Genomic DNA, 17,348 nt, shown 5'->3' with positions numbered 1-17,348 from the left:
TTAAGGGAGGGGAAACCCATGCAAACAAAAGAATCGTGGTTTCCAAAATTTAAGCCTTATCAAGGCGATTTAGATACAACTGCTGTGCAAACAGATGAGTACTTGCCCGTAGGCAAAAGCATTATTTTAGGATTACAACATGCTTTCGCCATGTTCGGTGCAACTGTGCTTGCGCCATTGCTGATGGGTTTTGATCCGAACTTAACTATCTTTATTACAGGGATTGGTACGATACTTTTCTTCCTAATGACTGGCGGACGTATGCCAAGTTATTTGGGGTCTAGCTTTGCCTTCATTGGTGCAGTGGTTGCAGTCACAGGCTACACGGGTGTCGGATCAAATCCAAATCTTTCGTTAGCATTGGGTGGAACCATTGCATGTGGTGTATTGTACGCTTTAATTGGCTTAATTGTGATGCGTACAGGCACAGCATGGATTGAAAAGTTGATGCCACCTATTGTGACAGGCGCTATCGTAATGATCATTGGTTTACACCTTGCACCTGTTGCAATTAAAAGTGTATCGGCCAATCAATTTGACTCTTGGATGGCCTTAATCACAATTATTTGTATTAGTGTGATTGCGGTATTTACCAAAGGGATGGTGCGCCGCTTATTGCTTCTTTTAGGCTTGGTTGCATCCTATTTTATTTACTTCTTACTGACCAATGTCATGGGTTTTGGTACTGCAATTGACTTTGCCAAAGTTGGTCAAGCAGCATGGTTTGGTTTACCGACTTTCCATAGCCCAACCTTTGATGTAAATGCCATGATGTTGATTGCACCTGTTGCAATTATTTTGGTGGCGGAAAACTTAGGACATTTCAAAGCAGTTTCAGCGATGACTGGGAAAAATTTGTCTCCTTATATGGGGCGTGGTTTCTTTGCGGATGGCGTGTGCACTACGCTTTCAGCTTCAGTTGGTGGAACAGGGATGACGACTTATGCTGAAAACATTGGAGTCATGGCGGTCACTAAAGTTTATTCAACCACAATCTTTGTCTTTGCAGGTGTGTTTGCCATTTTACTGGGGCTTTCCCCTAAGTTTGGTGCAGTGATTAGTACGATTCCCGTTGCACTCTTGGGTGGTGCATCCATTGTTGTTTTCGGTTTGATTACGGTTGCGGGTGCAAAAATTTGGGTCGATAACAAAATTGATTTTACCAAGAACAGTACTTTAATGATTGGTGCGGTGTGTCTGATTATGGGAACAGGTAATTACAGCTTACAAATTGGTAGTTTTGACCTAGGTGGTATTGGCACCGCAACACTAGCAGCTATTCTTCTTAATCTTTTCTTAAACCGAGGCAGTGAAAATGAGCAGGCCATAGAAAAGTCGGATGACCAAATCAATAGCACTATTGCACACGGTTAGGAGTACGTTTTGAGTCTGAATATTGCATTTATAGGACTGGGCGCAATGGGTTGGCATATGGCCTCCCATTTGCCAAAACTGGGTCATAATGTTTGGGTGTGGAATCGCACAGCGGAAAAAGCTGCATTGCATGCACAAACCTTTGGCACTGAGCCCGTTCAAATCCAACAAGCGGTGCAAGCCGATATTATATTTTCATGCTTACCGACCAGCGCAGATGTTGAAGCTTTAATTGCATTACATCCACCTAAGTCTGAAAGTTTATGGGTGGACTGTACCAGTGGCGTGCCTGAGTCTGCGCAGCGAATTTCCACTGATTTGGCAGCACGTGGTGTAACTTACTTAGATGCACCTGTTTCGGGTCAAACCATTGGTGCTGAACGCGGTACTTTAACGGTTATGGTAGGTGGCAATATCGCTGGATTTGAAAGGGCAAAACCGATCATTCAGGCATTTGCGGGGCTGATTGAATACGTCGGGGAAAGTGGTGCAGGCTTTGCAGTTAAGGCGGTGAACAATACACTCATGGCAACACACTTATGGGCTCTGTCCGAGGGTTTGTCTATTTTGAAGCATCGAGGCGTTGATTTGGTCGGAGCATTGAGTTGTATCAATCACTCTAGCGGTAAAAGTACGATGTCTGAAACGGTGATGGCGCAAAAAGTTTTGAGCCGAACTTTTCAAAAAACTTTTGCTTTAAACCTGTTGCAAAAAGATATTGGCATTGCGTTGGATTTGGCGGAGGAAGGACAGATGAAAACTCCTATTTTTCATACAACGCAGGAATTGTTTTTAAAAACAGATCGAGAACAGGCTACGCAAGTGGATTTTAGCGCGGCAGTCACGGAGTTAGAAAAGTGGAATAGCCTAACACTAATATAAGTGGCTCACTTGGTACTAAAAGTATGGGGAAACCCATACTTTTTCCGTTTAAATGATTTATTTATCAAATAAAAACATATGCACGACCAAATGTCAGTTTGCATTTAAAAATCAAGGTATGATAATCAATACATCATTAAAAACAACATAGGAAACATTGCTATGAGTACGGATTCAGCTTTTCCAACGCCTCATAATTTAGGGATAGCGGTTTATAGTAATAACGCAGAAGCGATTGGTAATACCCCATTGGTTCGTATCAACCGAATTATACAAAGCCCAGCAACCGTTTTAGCCAAAATTGAAAGCCGTAACCCAGCATTTTCAGTCAAATGCCGTATCGGGGCTGCACTTATTGCAGATGCTGAAGCGCGTGGTGTACTTAAAGAGGGAATGCACATCGTAGAGCCTACCAGTGGGAATACTGGGATTGCTTTGGCATTTGTTGCTGCAGCAAAAGGCTATGCATTAACCCTGACTATGCCATCAAGTATGAGTATCGAACGCCGTAAAGTAATGAAAGCTTTAGGTGCTAACTTGGTGCTTACCGACCCTGCAAAAGGCATGCGTGGTGCGGTAGAAGAAGCACAGCGTTTAGTAGATGAAAACCCAGAAACTTATTTTTTACCACAGCAGTTTGAAAATCCAGCAAACCCAGCTATCCATGAAGCAACTACAGGCCCTGAAATTTGGGAAGCAACAGGTGGTAAAGTTGATATTTTAGTGGCTGGTGTCGGAACAGGCGGTACGATTTCTGGGATTTCAAGTTATTTTGAAAAAGTAAAAAAACAAGCCTTGTACTCAGTTGCGGTAGAACCAGCGGAGTCGCCGATTATAGGGCAAACCAAACGTGGCGAAGCTTTGACACCTGGACCACATAAGATTCAGGGGATTGGCGCTAATTTTATTCCTAAAAACTTAGACCTTGACTTGGTCGATGAAGTGATGCCAATTGATGCTGCAACAGCAATTGATTGGGCACGTAAAACAGCAAGTCAAGAAGGTATTTTAGTGGGTATTTCAAGTGGTGCAGCGATGGCTGCAGCAGCAGAACTTGCAGCACGCCCTGAAAATGCGGGTAAAACTATTGTGGTGATTTTACCTGATGGTGGTGAGCGTTATTTATCTTCAGTTTTGTTTGAAGATATTTCAGCTGATTAATTGGATGTAAATGTAAAAAGCCAAACATCAACTGTTTGGCTTTTTATTATTTTAGTCGCTTAAGCAGTTTTGAAACTTAAAGGACTGCGTGTGAAATTTTATCAGGTGTCATGAGGGCTTGATTAACATACAGTTTAATCAGGCGTTCGCGTGAACCAATTGATTTTTGATAATACGTTGAATTGAGCAACAAAGATGCACCGTAGGTCACTGTCCATACATAAGATAAATAATCACGAATGGACATTGCACTATCTAAAGACTTTAAGTAGTCAGAGGTCATGTCTTTAATTTCGATAATACGTTGCTCACGTATTTGATAGAGCTTCTCAAAAAGTTCTTTAAGTTTACGTTCGCTATTGGTTAAACGTTCTTCAATAACGTGCAGTAAAATCGTACGATTTGAATTTAACATGTTGTACAACATGTATTCAGAAACATAGGTCTTAATATCATTATTGTACTTCTGAGAAATTTCCAGCAAGCGAGTTTCATTCAATATAATCAACTCCAAATAGAGTTGGTTCTTACTTTTGAAATGCTTGTAAATTGTACCCTTGGCAATATCGAGTTCCGTTGCTAATTCGCTTAAGGTGATGTCTTGATTATTATCTAATAACAAAGTCTCAGCCATAGCTAAAATTTTCTCTTTGCGTAATAGAAAATTCTGTTGGCGTACTGAAGTCATTGGCTTTTCCAGTATATTTTATGAGAACTATAGAGAGGCTATTTAACTCGGTTCAATATTTAAATTCAACTAAGGTCTTGAATATTACTACAATCGTTTTAAAAATATCCACTTGTTCAAGAATTGAAATAAATTTGTTTGCAACAGCTGAAGACAACTGTCAATAAAGTTAGCCTCTAGAGATCACTTTTATGGAAATACATTTCATTTTTGTGATTTTTACACTATTGTCAGAAAAACTATATATTGCCTTAAACGTAGTGATGGATAGTTCTGGCTCAGATCTAAGCCTACATTGGTTATTGCGTGTTGAACTATTCGGATGCTTCGATTCTATCGAATATTACCGATTGCGCAAGATCATAACGTTGTGAGCGAAATCGTGGACTAAAGGCATCAAAAATAAGGCGTTTAAATTGAGCCTTTATTAAGACGAAGAATAGTTATGGAGCGTTTTTGAGTGCATAAAATGTCGCTTAAAAACAAATAAACATCAAAAAGGATGAATGGAAAATGATTGTTATTGTAGACGGTGTACGTACAGCAATGGGTGGCTTTCAGGGTTCGTTGTCGGCATGTACAGCACCTGAACTTGGTGCGGTCACGATTAAAGAAGTGCTAAACCGTTCTGGCTTACAACCGACTGATGTAGACGAAGTCATTTTTGGTTGTGTCCTTCCAGCGGGGCTTAAACAGGGCCCTGCACGTCAAGCAATGCGCATTGCAGGTCTACCAGACTCAACAGGTGCAACAACCATCAATAAAATTTGTGGCTCGGGGATGAAAGCCGTCATGCAAGCGGCTGACGCGATTAAAGCAGGTTCAGCTGAAATTGTGGTGGCAGGTGGTATGGAGTCGATGTCAAATGCGCCGTACCTACTTGAAAAAGCACGTGCGGGTTACCGTATGGGACATGGTAAAACAACCGATCACATGTTCCAAGAAGGCTTAGAGGATGCTGAAACAGGTCTGTCGATGGGTGTCCTTGCTCAAGAAATGGCAGATAAAAAAGGCTATACCCGTGAACAGCAGGATCAGTATGCCATTGGTTCTTTAAATAAAGCCGTTGCTGCGATTCAAGGTGGCTACTTTAAAGATGAAATCGTGCCTGTGACAGTGAGTAGTCGTAAAGGTGATGTTGTAGTTGATCAGGATGAGCAACCCCTCAATGCCAAAGTGGATAAAATTCCAACTTTACGCCCAGCATTCAAAAAAGACGGCACGATTACCGCGGCAAATTCGAGTTCTATTTCAGATGGGGCTTCTGCATTGGTTGTAACTTCATCTGATGTTGCAGACGCACGTGGTCTCAAACCATTGGCAAAAGTTGTGGCTTATGCCAGCAATTCTCAGCATCCATCTGAGTTCACTATTGCCCCTGTAGGTGCCATTGAGAAAGTTTTAGCCAAAGCAGGGTGGTCTGCGGGTGATGTTGACCTGTGGGAAGTCAATGAAGCCTTTGCGATGGTCACCATGCTTGCAATTGACGGTTTTCATTTAGACCCTGCTAAAGTGAATGTGAATGGTGGTGCTTGCGCACTTGGACATCCATTGGGTTCTTCTGGTTCTCGTATTATCGTGACTTTACTGCATGCTTTGAAACGTACTGGTGGGAAAAAGGGTGTAGCTGCTTTATGTATCGGTGGTGGCGAGGCGACTGCTATTGCCGTCGAGCTGTTGGGTTAAAGCTGTAATATCTTTAGCTGTGCCTGTGAAGAAAATGATTTAAATATCTATAATTCGGCATGGTTGATTTCATCAAAGGTTCGATTGATTCGGGCCTTTTTTGTTATGTAAAATATATGCAGAACATGCGACATAAATTTTCAGGAAAAGTATCTATTGTTTAGTACAGCTAAAGGTATAATTCATGTGCTTTTATTGTTGAAACGTCTGATATTAGACCTAGATGCTTATAAATGTAAGTTTTGAGCATTGGATCATCGCTATAATGGGTAGATGATGGATCGTCTACCATCACATGCATATAAGGAACATTTTTTTCGTGTTTGAACTGGACTGTAAATTACTCAGTATCTTTTTTTACGTTTATAAGTTTAAGAGTGTATCGCTTGCGGCAGATCATTTAGAAATGAGTCAACCGACGGTGAGTAACATTCTGAATAAAATTCGCCAACATTATAATGATCCGCTGTTTTTGCGGATTGGCAACGAAATGATGCCGACAGAGTTGTCTAAGCAATTGTTTCCGTTGGTCAGTGAGGCTTTAAACAAGGTTGAAATCATCAATAACTTTACGATTGATTTCGACCAAGCCACTTCGCAGCAACAGTTTAGTTTGGCTATGACTGATGTTTCGCATTTGGTGTTGTTGCCGAAAATTTCGCAGTATTTAAAGAAACATGCACCACATATTCGTTTGAATATCCGTCCGATCACCTCTGAAACCAGTTATCAAATGGCAAATGGTGAAATTGACTTGGCGTTGGGTTTTTTACCGCAATTGGAAAATGGCTTTTATCAACAGCAACTGTTTGAGCAGTATTATGTGGTGATTGCAGCCAAAGACCATCCGCGTTTGACCGGTGACAGTATCAGCACAGCGCAATACTTGGCTGAGTCACATATTGATATTGATGCAGGCATGGGACATTACCATATTGAAAACGAGCTGCTTAATTTAGAACTAAAGCGTGACATTTTAATGCGTTTACCGAGCTATTTGGGGGTAGGCTTGGTGGTACAAGAAACAGATGCAATCGCCACAGTCCCATACTATTTGAGTGAAGTTCTACTTTCACGTGGCAATTTAAAGATCTTCAATGCGCCGATTGCCTTTCCAAGTTATGGAGTGAAACAGTATTGGCACATGTCTTGTCATCATAAAACCAGCCACCAATGGCTGCGTCATATGTTTCATGAAATTTTAATGAAATAGCATTCTTAAAAATTTGATGCTTTTTATTGGTGCGTATAGCAAAGATATTCGTGCTGAAAATTGAAAGCGCCCGTTTATTGCTCATAAATGGTATTACAAAGCTTGAAAATCGTAATACTAGATTGGCACGGCCTTTGCACAATCTAAACTGAAAGAGTGATCTAGGGTTCCGATACATTTTTGATGTATGTCTGTGACCGAGAGTTCACGGTTCGTAAGAACTACACGGAGGGATAAAAGCCCGGGAGGTAAACAGTTACGATTTAGGCAGAGGCGCATGAGCACAATAACATATCACGACGATAACGCACTATGGACTGAACTTTTACCGGGTGGACATCACTGGTCTGGGCGTATTCAACGTGGCACAGTCTTACAGTTTAAAGCCTTAGGGGCACAAGCTAACGTTTCTCTTTTCTGCGTCAACAGTGAAGATAAGCTCGAACGTTTTAATATGCCAGATAGTTTAAAGGCGCAGCATACGGCATTTCTAAGTGCAGGACATGTGTTGTATTCGGACTTAGGTCGGGTTATGGCCTCAATTGTTCAAGACGATCATGGTTGGAATGATGCCTTGTGTGGTCCAAGTCGCACAGAACAAATTCAAAAACAATTCGGCACTCAAACTTTCCAAGATGCACGAAATAAGATGTATCGGAGTGGACGAGACAGTCTGTTACTTGAAATGACCAAGTTTTCATTAGGTCAAACCGACCTGTCAGCTACGGTCAACCTATTCTCCAAGGTTCGTCCTGATGATGCGGGCAACTTATCTTATATTGATACTGACAATACCCATCAAATCATTGAACTGCGTTTTGAGATGGACTGTCTGGTGTTCTTATCTGCCGCACCACATGGTTTAAGCCAAGTCGTAAAGTATCAGCCTGCCAATATTCAAATGAGTTTATTCAAAGCCTCCGCTTTAACCGCACATGATATTTGTCGTGATTCATGCTCGCAAAACCAACGCGGTTTTCAAAACAACGCGCGTTATTACGCATTTGATGCTGTTTAAGCCCAAGGAGAGTACACATGACCATTTTACAAGCATTTGATCAAGCTGTTTTAAATGAAGTCTGTCCAGCGGGTGAGGCATGGATGGGTGAAGTCAAGAAAGGGCAGTATTTCCGTATTATTGATCTCGAAGGCAATCAAGCGGTCGATACCTTATTTATTTCTGCGAGCAACCCTGAAGAGCGTTACAGTGCAACTGATACTTTAGCCATCAATCAGCAGATTTATCTCGAAAAAGGCACAGCTCTATATACCAACTATGGCAACAAAATTGCCACGATCCATGATGATAACTGTGGTCGTCATGACACCTTGGGTGGCGCTTGTTCATGTGAAAGTAACACCGTACGTTATGCACACGACACATTTCCGATGCACAGCTGTCGCAATAACTTTATGACAGCTTTAGCTTTGCACCCAATTGCGAAAAAGCATGGACTGAATGTTCGTCATATTGGGCCGAATATTAATTTCTTTATGAATGTTCCTGTGAGCAGTGAGGGACATCTCAAATTTGACGATGGAATATCGGCACCCGGTAAATATGTTGAAATTCAAGCGGAGATGGATCTTATCGTGCTGATTTCTAACTGCCCGCAGCTGAACAATCCATGTAATGCCTATAACCCGACCAAAATTCAACTGATTGTGCGTGAAGGTAAGGAGTAATTAGCATGTTTAAAAAAGTTCTCATTGCCAACCGTGGTGCAATTGCCTGCCGAGTAATTCGTACATTAAAGAATTTAGGCATTCAGTCTGTTGCGGTGTATTCAGAAGCAGATCGTGATTCCTTACATGTGACTTTGGCTGATGAAGCGGTATTTATTGGTGATAGCCCAGCCAGTCAAAGTTATTTAAATATTGAAAAAATTTTACAGGTTGCCAAAGAGACGGGCGCTGAAGCCATTCATCCGGGTTATGGATTCCTGTCTGAAAATGCCGAATTTTGTGACTTGTGTGAGTCACAGGGCATTGTGTTTTTAGGGCCAAATTCTGCACAAATGCGTAGTTTTGGTTTAAAGCATACCGCACGCGAACTTGCCATTCAGGCGGATGTGCCATTGTTACCGGGTAGCCAGCTTTTAGCAGACGAAGCGGAAGCACTGATCGAAGCAAATCGTATCGGCTATCCCGTTATGCTGAAAAGTACCGCAGGTGGTGGCGGTATTGGTATGCGTTTGGTGTGGAACGAAGTTGAGTTGAAAGATGCTTATGCAACCGTATCTTATTTGGCACAAGCCAATTTTAAAGATGCAGGTTTGTATTTAGAAAAGTTTGTAGAAAATGCGCGGCATATTGAAGTCCAAATCTTTGGGGATGGCCAAGGTTTGGTTTTGGCTTTGGGAGAGCGAGACTGTTCAGTACAGCGCCGTAATCAGAAAGTAATTGAGGAAACTCCAGCACCGCATTTAAATGATGAACAACGTGATTATATTCAAGGTGTTGCAATTCAACTGATGCAGTCAGTGAATTACCGTTCGGCAGGTACGGTTGAATTTGTGATGGATACTGACACCCAAAAATTCTATTTCTTGGAGGTGAATACACGCCTACAAGTTGAACATGGTGTGACCGAGCAAGTGTTTGGTGTAGACCTTGTGGAATGGATGGTCACTTTAGGTAGCGGTGACTGGACTGCACCGATAGAGGCGCTTAAATCTAAAGGTCATTCGATTCAAGTCCGTTTATATGCTGAAGATCCAATTAAGAACTTTCAACCCAGTGCTGGCTTACTGACTTATGTCGACTTTGACCCACAAGCACGCAATGAAACATGGGTCGAAACAGGTTCAAATGTATCTTCCTTTTATGATCCGATGATTGCCAAAATCATTGTGACCTGTGAGAACCGTGAAAGGGCAATTCAAGCCATGAGTGATACTTTGGCAAAAACTTCAGTGGCAGGAATTGAAACTAATCTTGAGTATTTACAAAATATTATTGACTGTGACGTGTTTAAAACAGGGATACAGACCACACGTTTTTTAAATACTTTTGAGTGGAAAACCCAAAAAATTGAGGTGTTACAGTCAGGTATTCAAACCTCAATACAAGACGTCAATGGTCGTTTGGGTTACTGGGATGTTGGAGTGCCACCATCGGGTGCGATTGATCCTTTATCTTTAAATATAGCCAATCAACTATTGGGGAATTCATTTAATACCGCAGGGCTAGAATGTACATTACAAGGCCCAACTTTAAAGTTTCACTGTGACAGCCAAATCGTGATTACGGGTGGTGAGATGTTTGCGACATTGGATGGTGTCGACGTTGCCATGTGGCAGACCCTTAATGTTAAAAAAGGGCAAATCCTTAAAACGGGTAAAATCACCACAGGTTGTCGCAGTTATATTGGTATTAAAGGCGGGCTGAATGTACCCGCCTATTTAGGCTCGCAAGCGACTTTTACTTTAGGTCAGTTTGGTGGTCACGCAGGACGCAATTTACTCATTGGAGATATGTTGCCCATTACGGCTTATACCTCAGCAGAAACTGTTGCACTCAGCGCAGCACAGGTACCAAGCTTTAGCAATGCTTGGAACATCGCGGTGATGTATGGACCGCATGGTGCGCCCGACTTTTTTACTAAACGTGATATTGAGCGCTTCTTTGAGCAAGAGTTTGAAATTCACTTTAACTCAAGTCGTACAGGCATCCGCTTAGTGGGGGAAAAACCTGAATGGGCACGTACCGATGGTGGTGAGGCAGGACTACATCCTTCGAATATTCATGATAATGCTTATGCCATTGGCGCGATTGACTTCACTGGAGATATGCCGATTATTTTAGGGCCCGATGGTCCAAGCTTAGGCGGTTTCGTTTGCCCAGCGGTGGTGGTTAGTTCAGAACTATGGAAAATTGGTCAGCTTAAAGCGGGGGATAAAGTTAAATTTATCCCAATTTCTTATGATCAAGCTCAAGCATTAAATCAAAAATATCATGCCGCGTTAAAAGCGGATACGACTGAAAATGTAGATTTTGCCCCAAGCTTGCATGCTGAAATGGACACACTCTCAGATGCAGTTTTGGCGACTCTAAAAGGTGTGAACGCTGCACCTGATGTGACTTATCGCCCCGCAGGGAACAGTTATTTATTGGTTGAATACGGAGAGTTGGTTTTAGACCTCAATTTACGTTTCCGTATTCACGCTTTAATGCAATGGGTCAAAGACCAAAGTATCGAAGGGATTATTGATTTAACCCCAGGAATTCGTTCGCTACAAATTCATTTTGACTCATTAAAACTTGATCAAAAACATTTATTGTGGCTTTTACAGCAAGCAGAAAATGAATTGCCTGACGTGACCGCAATGGAAGTGCCGTCACGCACAGTCTATTTACCTTTGGCTTGGGAAGACTCGCAAACCCAGCTGGCAACTGAGCGCTATATGCAAACGGTACGTCCAGATGCGCCGTGGTGTCCAGATAATATTGAATTTATCCGCCGCATCAATGGACTAGAGTCAAAACAAGCGGTGAAGGATGTTGTGTATAGTACCAATTATTTGGTCATGGGCTTGGGGGATGTTTACTTAGGGGCACCTGTGGCAACACCACTGGATCCACGCCATCGTTTAGTAACCACCAAATATAATCCTGCACGTACATGGACGCCTGAAAATGCAGTCGGCATCGGTGGAGCGTATATGTGTGTCTATGGCATGGAAGGCCCTGGCGGTTATCAGTTTGTTGGGCGTACCACCCAAATGTGGAGTCGTTACCGCAAAAATCCAGACTTTGAACAGGATAAGCCATGGTTACTGCGCTTTTTTGATCAAATTAAATTTTATGAAGTATCTGAAACAGAATTGATGCAAATGCGGGAAGACTTTAAAGCAGGGCGCTTAAAGCTCCGTGTGGAAGATGGGGTTTTAAATCTAAAAGAATATAATGATTTCCTCATTGAAAATGCAGCATCCATTTCAAGTTTTAAAGCAGTACAGCAAGCGAACTTTGATGAGGAACGCCGTCGTTGGCATGCAGCAGGTTTGGTTGAATATGTTTCTGAAAGTATTGATGCGGTTTTAGATGACAGTGAAATTCAGATTCCTGAAGGTGGCTGTGCAGTAGAGTCGCACATGCCGGGTTCTATTTGGAAAATTGAGTGTAATTCTGGAGATGTGGTAGAAGAAGGAGCGACATTAGCTGTGATTGAAGCTATGAAAATTGAAATTCCAATTATTGCCCCAGAACGTATGCGTGTTGAGTCCATTACTATTGAAAAAGGACAAACGGTCAAAACAGGTCAGGTGCTGTTTACGTTAGCCCCTGTTGCTTAAACTCAAATATTCCTAAATGAAAGGATTGCTAGGGCAGTCCTTTTTATTGCGTTTCAAAGCAGATGAATCCAATCACTACATCATTTTGTTAAATAAAGCTTCCGATGCGTAGCAGAAAATAGATTGTTATGAAATGGTTATAAAATGATGTTTTGCATGAAAATATGCTAATTTAGTACGACGCTAAAAAACATTATGGCTTGTATGAAAAAAACATTACTCGGCATGTTATTCATGTTAACTACATCAGTAGTTATGGCAAATACGCCAAATCAGACTGAGGTCACTCAAGCATCAAATCAAAATAATATTCGCGTGATGACTCGCCCAGAAATCGTGGGTTTGTGGGGAATGGAGCTACCAAACAACAGGAAATGCGTTGAATACTATAATTTTAAAAGTAATAGCGATGTCGTGATCAAAAGTGGCGAGGAATGGTCTACAGGAATTTACGACTATCAACCGTCAAACGATCAAAATGTTCAGTTGCCCGCACTCATTTTGCAAGTGAAGTATGATAATAATGAAGTCGATTGTTCTGGCTTAAAAGAAGATCAATCTGGTGAAATGTCTCAATACTTTGTGAAATGGAAAAGCCCATCAACCATTAATTTCTGTGCCAATGATAAAGGTCAGCAGTGCTTTGCAACACTACGCCGTGTTTTGCCTTAAGCATTTGTATTATCTATAAAAAAACCGCGATTAATCGCGGTTTTTTTTAGAAAGACTAATTAACTCTTTAGATTAGTCTTTATCTTGATGACCTTCAATTTGCTTTAACAAGTGTTTCTCAAGATAGTGAATATCCATCGCTTGTTCGCAGAACTTTTTATCTTGAAGAATCAAATCTTTGTGCAATGGAATATTGGTTTTAATTCCAGTCAAAATCATTTCATCAAGTGCTTGGCGCATACGTGCAAGAGATGTTTTACGATCTTTACCGTGCGCAATTAGCTTCGCAATCATCGAGTCATAATAAGGTGGAATGCTATAGCCTTGATAGATATGTGAATCAAGACGAATACCTGCACCACCTGGTACATAAAAATTCTCAATTTTACCTGGTGAAGGTAAGAAGGTCGTTGGATCTTCAGCATTGATACGACATTCAATCGCATGGCCTTTGACTTCAACTTGATCTTGTTCAATTTCAAGACCCAAACCACCAGCAATGCGGAGCTGTTGTTCAATAATGTCGATACCTGTCACCATTTCAGTTACAGGGTGCTCAACTTGAACACGTGTATTCATCTCAATAAAGAAGAATTCACCATCTTCAAACAAGAACTCAAAGGTACCTGCACCACGGTATTGCATTAATTTACAAGCATTTACGCAAGCTTCTAAAATGTCAGCACGTGCTTGCTCAGGTAAGTTTGGTGCAGGCGCTTCTTCTAACACTTTCTGATGGCGGCGCTGTAAAGAGCAGTCGCGGTCATAGAGATGAATCGCGTGACCATTACCGTCAGCAAGAACTTGAACTTCAACGTGACGAGGTGTTTGCAGGAAACGTTCCATATACACCGTGTCATCGCCAAACCACATTTCAGCATCACGCTGTGCAGCTTGAACAGATTCAAGTAGGGTGTCGACACGTTCTACAATACGCATACCACGACCACCACCACCAGAAGCAGCTTTCACGATCAATGGGAAACCAATTTCTTTGGCTTCTGCTAAAGCATTTTGAGGTGTAACTGCATTTGCAGATCCCGGTACGGTTGGAACACCTGCCTTACGCATTGCGGTAATGGCAGAAACTTTGTTACCCATCAAACGAATATGTTCAGGGCGTGGTCCAATAAAAATGAAACCTGAGTTTTCTACAATTTCAGCAAATTCAGCATTTTCTGATAAGAAGCCATAACCTGGGTGAATGGCATCTGCACCTGAAATTTCAGCTGCTGTAATAATGGCAGGAATATTCAAGTAGCTTTCACTGCTTGCACCTGGTCCAATACATACTGCTTCATCTACAAAACGTAGGTGCATTAAGTCTTTGTCAGCATCTGAATAGATCCCTACAGTCTTAATCCCTAAAGTTTTGCAGGCACGGGTGATGCGCAGGGCAATTTCACCACGGTTTGCAATTAAAACTTTTTGCAACATTATGAGTCCCCGTCTATTACGCGCGGTAGCGGAATAATGGTTGACCGAATTGGATCACTTCGCCGTTTTTCACTAAAATTTCTTCAACTACACCGCTTTGCGTTGCTTCAATCGGGTTCATGATTTTCATTGCTTCGATAATACCAAGTGTTTCACCAGCCGTGATTGTTTGACCGACTTTAACAAATGGCGCTTCACCTGGGCTAGGAGCAGCATAGAACACACCAACCATTGGAGAAGTTTCTACAGCACCACGTGGTGTTTTTGCTGCTGGAGCTTGGGCAACAGGAGCAGCCATAGCAACAGGAGCACCAGTTGCAACAACTGGACTGCGACGAGTAAGAGCAATAGATTGATCGCCTTCTTTAACTTCAATCGCTTGTAAGTCAGATTCAATCATCAGGTCGATGAGTTTCTTGATTTTACGAATATCCATGTGACAGTATTCCTAATTATGATTGCGTAGAGGATTGAATTTTGTTGAGAGCGTAATTGAGCGCAGCGCTATAACCTTGAGCGCCTAAGCCACAAATCACGCCAATGGCTTTATCTGATAAATATGAATGATGTCTAAACGCTTCGCGCGCATGAACATTTGATAAATGAACTTCAATAAATGGAATGGCTACACCAAGTAGCGCATCACGAATTGCCACGGAAGTGTGGGTGAGCGCAGCAGGATTGATAATAATAAATTGCACGCCATCCGCTTGGGCTTGATGAATACGGTCGACAATGGCACCTTCCCAATTACTTTGGAAAGTGTCGAGAGAAATGGAAGCATGTTTAGCTTGGGCGATGAGTTGTTGGTTGATGTCTTTCAGCGTTAGAGAGCCATAAACTTCTGGTTCACGCATTCCTAGCAAATTTAGATTCGGTCCATGAATAACCAAAATGGTCGAACTCATTTAGCTTGCTCCATTTATAAGTTGCAATAATTCTTTGCAAGATGGCTGCAAAGTTTGCGTATTATGGCATAAAGTTCTACATTTTTTTTATAGTTTGTTTGAATTGACGTAGATGCTTAGTGCCAAACTTCGGCAATATAATGTAAATTTTGCAAGGAATTGGCAATGTTAAAAGATTACAAATTTTCGAATGATTACTCTTTTTTACATTGTAAGTTAAATTGACCAAAAACTGCATTTTTGTTTTAGGTTTACAGCATGTAAATGACGTAGTTACCCATGCGAAAAACAGTATGATTCTGTTGATCACGCTGAAATTTATTACAGTATCTTAACCGATTTTTAAGTGCTAACACTGTATATCAAAATAACAGTACTGTCTGAAAGTGTTTGTATCTGCTGACTTGGCTATCAAACCGCATTATCGCGCAGGCTCGAATAAATCAGATTTCAAAGTCTTTATAAAGCAGCATATTTTCTAAAGTGAATAGAAATATAACATCACTTTCTTTAAATAAAACATAAGTTTGTTACATCAATATTTAGAAATGCTTTATTTTATTCACGGATGTATTCTGACAGTTACATGTTATGAAAATAATGGAATTATCCTAGGCGGGATGTGGCCAAGCCTAAAGCTATAGTTATTTCTTTAGTTTTCGACTTGTTTTTTTTGCCTATGTTTAGTTGTGAGTGAATTGTAGCTTGTATGTCTGAATACTTGGTTTTGGGTAAAAAAAATACAGTCATTTCATATGGTTTTTTGATCCAAAGATTGGCTCAATCACGCCATGATTGGCTATTTTGTTCACGAGAGCGTTCTTGATCATGACAAAAGTAGCAGAGTAGTGCAGGTTGGGTATTGGCAATAAGTACGATAGAGTCGGAAAAGGTCTAAAATACATAAGTATTTATGGTTGTTTTATATGCAGTTTTTAATTCGCTGACGACAGAAATATAAAAAACAGCCCGCAATGAGCTGTTTTTTTATCAGGTAAAACGATTAGGCAATAAAATCCAAGATGACCTGATTGAAAATTTTGGGCTGTTCAATATTTGAGATATGTGATGCATCTATTTCAAATAAAGCACTACTACGTACATGATTGACCATGTATTGAGCATCGGCGATTGTAGTCACAGGATCTTTACTACCTGCAATCACAAGTAGAGGTACTCGAATACTTTCGAGTTTTTCACGTAAATCCGCTTTAGCCAAAGCTTCACAGCAACTCGCATAACCTTCTGGGCTGCCAGCACCTAAGTCGTTTGAAAGCGCTGCTACTGTTGCTGCGTTGCTTTGGATAAAGGGTTCGGTAAACCAACGGCTCGCGGCCGTTGATGCAATCGGTTCTAAACCTTGGCTACGAACGAGAGATGCTCGCTCATTCCAAGCCTGTTCACTGCCAATTTTTGCGGAAGTATTGCATACAATGGCACGGTGGAAACGTTCAGGCTTATGAATGACTAACCACTGACCTGTGAGACCGCCCATAGAAATGCCGCAAAATATGGCTTTTTCGATGTTCAGGTGGTCGAGTAAATGGATCAAGTCTAGACCAAGTAGTTCAATATCATAAGGTCCTTGAGGTGCAGAAGACTGGCCATGCCCACGAGTGTCATAGCAAATCACGAAATAATTTTTCTGGAAAAAATTGATTTGTGGCTTCCACATGTTGAAGTTTGTACCCAGTGAGTTTGAAAAAACAAGCGCAGGATTTCTTGAATCACCAAAGGTCTGATAGTGAATTTCGGCATTATTTGAAGTAAAACTTGGCATAAGTTCTTCCTTAATTCATTAAAAATTTTCAGTGTTTCTACTGTTGTTATCAGCAATAAGTGTTATGAGTAGAAACACCACGTCAGATCAGAAGGATGGTTAAACGCGCTGAATAATCAAAGCAATCCCTTGACCAACCCCAATGCACATCGAACACAAGGCATAGGTTCCACCCGTTTGTTCTAACTGGTTTAAAGCTGTGGTGACTAAACGCGCACCCGATGCACCGAGTGGATGACCGATGGCAATT

General features: G+C 41.4%; 14 protein-coding genes, 1 pseudogene and 1 riboswitch. Of the genes and pseudogenes, 9 read left to right on the top strand and 6 right to left on the bottom strand.

Annotated features, from left to right (window positions below; translation table 11 throughout):
- Positions 1-18 precede the first annotated feature (18 nt).
- The 3 genes from rutG to cysK all read left to right on the top strand — a co-directional run bounded on the left by rutG (position 19) and on the right by cysK (position 3,417).
- Complete coding sequence (gene rutG / locus B9T36_RS13755; RefSeq protein ID WP_086210037.1) at positions 19-1,374, top strand: pyrimidine utilization transport protein G; 1,356 nt, start codon at positions 19-21, stop codon at positions 1,372-1,374.
- Positions 1,375-1,419: 45 nt separating this feature from the next.
- Positions 1,420-2,256 (top strand): NAD(P)-dependent oxidoreductase, encoded by an 837-nt coding sequence (locus B9T36_RS13750; protein ID WP_404814619.1) that lies wholly within the window; start codon positions 1,420-1,422, stop codon positions 2,254-2,256.
- Positions 2,257-2,418: 162 nt separating this feature from the next.
- Positions 2,419-3,417 carry a cysteine synthase A gene (cysK, locus tag B9T36_RS13745; protein ID WP_086210035.1) on the top strand — a complete coding sequence of 333 codons (999 nt, stop codon included), beginning with the start codon at positions 2,419-2,421 and terminating at the stop codon, positions 3,415-3,417.
- A gap of 76 nt (positions 3,418-3,493) precedes the next feature.
- Here the strand turns inward: cysK and B9T36_RS13740 are convergent, their stop codons facing one another.
- Positions 3,494-4,105 (bottom strand): TetR/AcrR family transcriptional regulator, encoded by a 612-nt coding sequence (locus B9T36_RS13740; protein WP_086210034.1) that lies wholly within the window; start codon positions 4,103-4,105, stop codon positions 3,494-3,496.
- A 513-nt stretch (positions 4,106-4,618) separates the two neighbouring features.
- On the opposite strand from B9T36_RS13740, the gene B9T36_RS13735 reads away from it, so the two are divergent.
- From B9T36_RS13735 to B9T36_RS13710, 6 genes are all read left to right on the top strand, one after another.
- Positions 4,619-5,791 (top strand): thiolase family protein, encoded by a 1,173-nt coding sequence (locus B9T36_RS13735; RefSeq protein WP_086210033.1) that lies wholly within the window; start codon positions 4,619-4,621, stop codon positions 5,789-5,791.
- A 319-nt stretch (positions 5,792-6,110) separates the two neighbouring features.
- Entirely contained in the window at positions 6,111-7,004 is an 894-nt protein-coding gene (locus B9T36_RS13730; protein ID WP_086210032.1) for a LysR substrate-binding domain-containing protein, read from the top strand.
- A 150-nt stretch (positions 7,005-7,154) separates the two neighbouring features.
- Positions 7,155-7,254: riboswitch (guanidine-I (ykkC/yxkD leader) on the top strand.
- A gap of 27 nt (positions 7,255-7,281) precedes the next feature.
- Entirely contained in the window at positions 7,282-8,022 is a 741-nt protein-coding gene (locus B9T36_RS13725; protein ID WP_086210031.1) for an urea amidolyase associated protein UAAP1, read from the top strand.
- A gap of 17 nt (positions 8,023-8,039) precedes the next feature.
- On the top strand, positions 8,040-8,690 hold the full coding sequence (locus tag B9T36_RS13720; RefSeq protein WP_086210030.1) for an urea amidolyase associated protein UAAP2: 651 nt from the start codon (positions 8,040-8,042) through the stop codon (positions 8,688-8,690).
- A 5-nt stretch (positions 8,691-8,695) separates the two neighbouring features.
- Positions 8,696-12,301: an urea carboxylase gene (gene uca, locus B9T36_RS13715; protein WP_086210029.1), complete on the top strand. Its 3,606-nt coding sequence runs from the start codon at positions 8,696-8,698 to the stop codon at positions 12,299-12,301.
- Between the two features lie 234 nt (positions 12,302-12,535).
- The gene (locus B9T36_RS13710) at positions 12,536-12,973 is read left to right on the top strand and encodes a hypothetical protein (RefSeq protein ID WP_416202566.1); all 438 of its coding nucleotides are present in this window, start codon (positions 12,536-12,538) and stop codon (positions 12,971-12,973) included.
- A gap of 72 nt (positions 12,974-13,045) precedes the next feature.
- On the opposite strand, the gene accC is transcribed toward B9T36_RS13710, so the two are convergent.
- The 5 genes and pseudogenes from accC to B9T36_RS13685 all read right to left on the bottom strand — a co-directional run.
- Positions 13,046-14,410, bottom strand: coding sequence for an acetyl-CoA carboxylase biotin carboxylase subunit (gene accC / locus B9T36_RS13705; RefSeq protein ID WP_086210027.1), 1,365 nt, complete (start codon positions 14,408-14,410; stop codon positions 13,046-13,048).
- Positions 14,411-14,426: 16 nt separating this feature from the next.
- Entirely contained in the window at positions 14,427-14,846 is a 420-nt protein-coding gene (gene accB, locus B9T36_RS13700) for an acetyl-CoA carboxylase biotin carboxyl carrier protein (RefSeq protein WP_086210026.1), read from the bottom strand.
- Between the two features lie 16 nt (positions 14,847-14,862).
- Positions 14,863-15,318, bottom strand: a complete 456-nt coding sequence (gene aroQ / locus B9T36_RS13695; protein WP_086210025.1) for a type II 3-dehydroquinate dehydratase — start codon at positions 15,316-15,318, stop codon at positions 14,863-14,865.
- Between the two features lie 1,003 nt (positions 15,319-16,321).
- Positions 16,322-17,098, bottom strand: a complete 777-nt coding sequence (gene pcaD / locus B9T36_RS13690; protein ID WP_086210024.1) for a 3-oxoadipate enol-lactonase — start codon at positions 17,096-17,098, stop codon at positions 16,322-16,324.
- A 99-nt stretch (positions 17,099-17,197) separates the two neighbouring features.
- Positions 17,198-17,348: pseudogene (locus B9T36_RS13685) on the bottom strand (acetyl-CoA C-acyltransferase); the annotation flags it as partial.

This window comes from Acinetobacter sp. ANC 4204 (genome assembly GCF_002135205.1).
In the GTDB taxonomy this organism is placed as follows: domain Bacteria; phylum Pseudomonadota; class Gammaproteobacteria; order Pseudomonadales; family Moraxellaceae; genus Acinetobacter.
Note: the sequence above shows the minus strand (reverse complement) of the source record. Positions and strands in the feature narration are given on the sequence as shown.

Bases quoted from the DNA above. Each gene is read 5' to 3' on its own strand.
- rutG (WP_086210037.1), top strand. From the start codon at position 19: ATGCAAACAAAAGAATCGTGGTTTCCAAAATTTAAGCCTTATCAAGGC.
- B9T36_RS13750 (WP_404814619.1), top strand. From the start codon at position 1,420: ATGGGTTGGCATATGGCCTCCCATTTGCCAAAACTGGGTCATAATGTT.
- B9T36_RS13720 (WP_086210030.1), top strand. From the start codon at position 8,040: ATGACCATTTTACAAGCATTTGATCAAGCTGTTTTAAATGAAGTCTGT.
- uca (WP_086210029.1), top strand. From the start codon at position 8,696: ATGTTTAAAAAAGTTCTCATTGCCAACCGTGGTGCAATTGCCTGCCGA.
- pcaD (WP_086210024.1), bottom strand. From the start codon at position 17,098: ATGCCAAGTTTTACTTCAAATAATGCCGAAATTCACTATCAGACCTTT.
- B9T36_RS13740 (WP_086210034.1), bottom strand. From the start codon at position 4,105: ATGACTTCAGTACGCCAACAGAATTTTCTATTACGCAAAGAGAAAATT.
- accB (WP_086210026.1), bottom strand. From the start codon at position 14,846: ATGGATATTCGTAAAATCAAGAAACTCATCGACCTGATGATTGAATCT.
- B9T36_RS13710 (WP_416202566.1), top strand. From the start codon at position 12,536: ATGTTAACTACATCAGTAGTTATGGCAAATACGCCAAATCAGACTGAG.
- B9T36_RS13725 (WP_086210031.1), top strand. From the start codon at position 7,282: ATGAGCACAATAACATATCACGACGATAACGCACTATGGACTGAACTT.
- B9T36_RS13735 (WP_086210033.1), top strand. From the start codon at position 4,619: ATGATTGTTATTGTAGACGGTGTACGTACAGCAATGGGTGGCTTTCAG.
- accC (WP_086210027.1), bottom strand. From the start codon at position 14,410: ATGTTGCAAAAAGTTTTAATTGCAAACCGTGGTGAAATTGCCCTGCGC.
- aroQ (WP_086210025.1), bottom strand. From the start codon at position 15,318: ATGAGTTCGACCATTTTGGTTATTCATGGACCGAATCTAAATTTGCTA.
- cysK (WP_086210035.1), top strand. From the start codon at position 2,419: ATGAGTACGGATTCAGCTTTTCCAACGCCTCATAATTTAGGGATAGCG.